At 74.0% G+C, this 2,337-nt stretch carries 4 protein-coding genes; all 4 read left to right on the top strand.

Features of this window, described 5'->3' with window-relative positions; translation table 11 throughout:
- The first annotated feature begins 15 nt into the window (after positions 1–15).
- The 4 genes from ACFV0Q_RS40865 (at position 16) to ACFV0Q_RS40850 (ending at position 2,193) form a co-directional block, all read left to right on the top strand.
- The gene (locus tag ACFV0Q_RS40865) at positions 16–150 is read left to right on the top strand and encodes a hypothetical protein (protein ID WP_385013093.1); all 135 of its coding nucleotides are present in this window, start codon (positions 16–18) and stop codon (positions 148–150) included.
- 27 nt (positions 151–177) lie between these two features.
- Positions 178–732, top strand: coding sequence for a YbaK/EbsC family protein (locus ACFV0Q_RS40860; RefSeq protein ID WP_385013092.1), 555 nt, complete (start codon positions 178–180; stop codon positions 730–732).
- Positions 733–856: 124 nt separating this feature from the next.
- Positions 857–1,522, top strand: coding sequence for a hypothetical protein (locus ACFV0Q_RS40855; RefSeq protein WP_385013091.1), 666 nt, complete (start codon positions 857–859; stop codon positions 1,520–1,522).
- 128 nt (positions 1,523–1,650) lie between these two features.
- On the top strand, positions 1,651–2,193 hold the full coding sequence (locus ACFV0Q_RS40850; RefSeq protein WP_385013089.1) for an FABP family protein: 543 nt from the start codon (positions 1,651–1,653) through the stop codon (positions 2,191–2,193).
- Positions 2,194–2,337 lie beyond the last annotated feature (144 nt).

Raw genomic sequence — 2,337 nt, 5'->3', positions numbered from 1 at the left:
GAACTGGACATCGTCATGCTGATGGCGGTCACGGGCCGGGAGCGCACCGCCTCCGAGTTCGAGGCGCTGCTGGCCGGGGCGGGGTTCCGGTTGCACCGGATCCTGCCGACGCCCTCGCTGCCGTCGATCATCGAGGCCGTCGCGGTGTGAGCGTACGGGCGCTGTTACGGTGCGGGCATGCGCGCTCCCATCGGCTCCTTCGACCTCGCCCGGCCCGCCCCCGACTGCCTCGCCGAGCTCGTCCCCCCGGTCGCCGAGGCGGTCCGCGGCCGCGCGGGCGGCATCCCGATGGAGCGGATCGTCTACGTGGACACGGACCCGGCGGTCGCCGACACCGCCGCCTTCGTCGAGCACTACGGGCGTGAGCTGCTGGGCCAGTCGGCGAACTGCGTGGTGGTGGCCGCACGGCGCGGGGGCGAGAGTTCCCTGGCGGCCTGTCTGGTGCCCTCGGCGGGCCGGGCCGACGTCAACGGCGTCGTCCGGCGGCACCTGGGGGCCCGCAAGGTGTCGTTCGCCCCGATGGACACGGCGGTGGAGCTGACCGGCATGGAGTACGGCGGCATCACCCCGCTGGGCCTGCCGGGCGGCTGGCCGCTGCTGGTGGACTCCGCCGTCGTGGAGATGCCGTACGTCCTCGTCGGCAGCGGCAGCCGGCGCGGCAAACTGATCCTGCCCGGAGAGCTGTGCGCCCTGCTGCCCGGCGCCGAGGTGATCGAGGGCCTCGCGCGGTAGAACCGCCGTACGTTGTCGGCCATACGGGTTGTTCTCGGCCCAAAGGGGCGCGTCCCGCTCCTAGGATGGGCCCCGCCGTGGCCGAAGGCGCGGCGTCACCGGTCCACAGGCGGGGAGTTGAGGCATGAAGCGGTTGCGGGTGCTGGTAGCGGTCGGGGTCCTGGCACTGGGTACGGCGGGCGCGGGAACCGCCCAGGCCACGCCGGTCCCCGGGGGCTCCGCATGCGGCCCGACGGCGGAGATCTTCGCCACGAACAACACGGCGGTCATCACGGATCCGGCCGACCCCCGGCTCCGGACGCACCTGACGGCCTTCGACCGCCAGGTCCGCGGCATCATCCGCACGCAGGGCGCCCGGCCCGGAAACTCGACCCTCCTGGACGGCGTGTTCTGGTCGGGCGAGGAGCGGCAGGCCACGTACGAACGGTCGCGGGAGTTCGACGTCGACCGGGTCGGCCCGGCCGGTCTGCACCAGATCGCCGACGTGATCCGCAAGGAGTACCGGCAGGAATCGGTCCTGACGTTCCGCTGTCTGCCGCGCACCTCGCCGGACACCGACGCGGTGGAGATCGAGGCCCCGGGCGTCAGCCCCACCCGCCTGCGCGACGCGCTGCTGGCCGACCCCGAGGCCCGCGACCGCCTGGGCGGCGGCTCGGTCGCCCTGGACGGCCGTCTGACCCTCATCGCCCCGGTCACCGACCTCCCCCTGGCCCGCAGGTTCACGGCCGCGCTGGGCGTGGACTGGAACCGGGCCGAAGTCCGCTACGGCGACGAGGAGTTCGTGGGCTAGGCCGCGCCCGTGCCCTCGGGCGCGGTGGGGGGCATCGGGTTTCCGCCGCGGGCGCCGCGTCGTCCGGCGGGCCGGGGCAGCCCTTAGGCTGCGGGGCGCGGGGGAAACCACAGACAGGCAAGGTGAACATGTTCGAGTCGGTCCAGGACAATCCGTATCCCGACACCCACGTCCTCGGCGAAGGCCCCGCGCCGCATCCGCAGCTCGCGCCCGTGCTCGGGCTGATCGGGCGGTGGCACGGCCGCGGGCGGGGCGAGTACCCGACGCTGGACCAGGACTTCCGGTACGAGCAGGAGGTCACCTTCAGCCACGACGGCCGCCCCTTCCTGCGCTACGAGGCCCGCGCGTGGCTGATCGACGGGTCGGGCGCGCCGGTGCGGCCCGCGGGGCGGGAGGCCGGGTGGTGGCGGGTGACCCCGGACGCCTCCCTGGAGGTGGTGCTCGCACACCCGACCGGCATCGTGGAGACGTACGTCGGGCAGGTGACCGGCGCGGAGATCGAGATCGGGACCAAGGACGTGGCGCTGACCCCGCTCGCCAAGGAGGTCACCGGTACACGGCGTCACTACACCCTCGACGGTGAGCGGTTGACGGTGGTCCACGACATGGCGGCCGTGGGACAGCCCCTTCAGCACCACCTCACCGCGCACCTGGTCCGCCGCCCCGCCTGACCGGCGGCCGGCGGCCGAAGTGGCGGGCAGGGGGTGGCACCAGCACCACCCCCAAGACGGGTGCCAGGGAGATCGTCGCGGGCCCCGCGCTCGACGAGGGTGGGGGTGACCGATCCGACCGACCCGCTCCCACGGGGGGACACC

Origin of the sequence: Streptomyces sp. NPDC059564 (assembly GCF_042735575.1) — a bacterium.
In the GTDB taxonomy this organism is placed as follows: domain Bacteria; phylum Actinomycetota; class Actinomycetes; order Streptomycetales; family Streptomycetaceae; genus Streptomyces.
Note: the sequence above shows the minus strand (reverse complement) of the source record. Positions and strands in the feature narration are given on the sequence as shown.